At 28.3% G+C, this 946-nt stretch carries 1 protein-coding gene; it reads right to left on the reverse strand.

All coding sequences use genetic code 11. The features are described from left to right. Positions 1 to 29: 29 nt before the first annotated feature. A complete protein-coding gene (locus HMPREF1552_RS06155) occupies positions 30 to 686 on the reverse strand; it encodes an IS3 family transposase (RefSeq protein WP_021744258.1) in 657 nt (218 codons plus the stop codon). Positions 687 to 946: the final 260 nt, after the last annotated feature.

The raw sequence follows: 946 nt of genomic DNA on the forward strand, positions 1-946 counted from the left end.
TGGAGTGTCCCCCAAAATTTAGACTATTTTTAAGCAATTTCTTTGTTTCCTTTCTTCATGCTTTCTTCGTATTCATTCGGACTTGTAAATCCTATTTTACTGTGTATTCTGCTGTTATTATACCATATTTCTATATACTCGTACATTCCACTTCTTAAACTTTCTAGATTTTCAAAGTTTTCATTATGTACATATTCTTTTTTCAATGTTGCATGGAATGATTCTATACATGCATTATCATAAGGATTTCCTTTTCTGCTGTAAGATATGCTTATGCCTTTTTTTGCACAAAATTTACGATATTCTTTACTCATATACTGGCTTCCTCTATCTGTATGTATTATCAGATCAGTTATATCCCCTCTTTTATATATCGTCATTTTTAAGGTATCGATAACTAATTTTATATCCATAAATTTTCCAACCTTATGTGATATTATTCTTCTGCTGTGCAAATCCATTATACTTGATAAGTAGCACCACCCGTGCTTTCTTGTCCAAATATATGTTATATCACTTACCCATTTTTCATTTAATTTTTCTGTATCAAAATTTCTTTTTAAAATATTTCTTGCTGCTTCTTTTATATCATCTGATTTGTTATAATTTCTAAATTTTTTATGAATTCTTACTGCTCCGTAAGTTTTTCTGCTGTCTTGCCATATTGATTTTATTATATCGTACAAAATTTTATTTTCTATATCCCTTTGTGTCTTGACCTCTTTAACCCAGTAGTAATAGCTGCTTTTTTTAATGCCTATTAAATTAATTATTCTTGATTTTGAAACATTAAACTCATTGAATAAAGTCTTTACTAATGCGTACTTGTCAACAATCCTTATTTTTTCATCAATATGGCTGATGCCTTTTTTAATATGTCAATATCTAGTTCCTTTTGTTCCAGGTCTTTTTCTAATTTTTTATTTTTATCCATTTCTTGTTGCAG

Source organism: Leptotrichia sp. oral taxon 879 str. F0557 (assembly GCF_000469385.1).
In the GTDB taxonomy this organism is placed as follows: Bacteria; Fusobacteriota; Fusobacteriia; order Fusobacteriales; family Leptotrichiaceae; genus Leptotrichia; species Leptotrichia mesophila.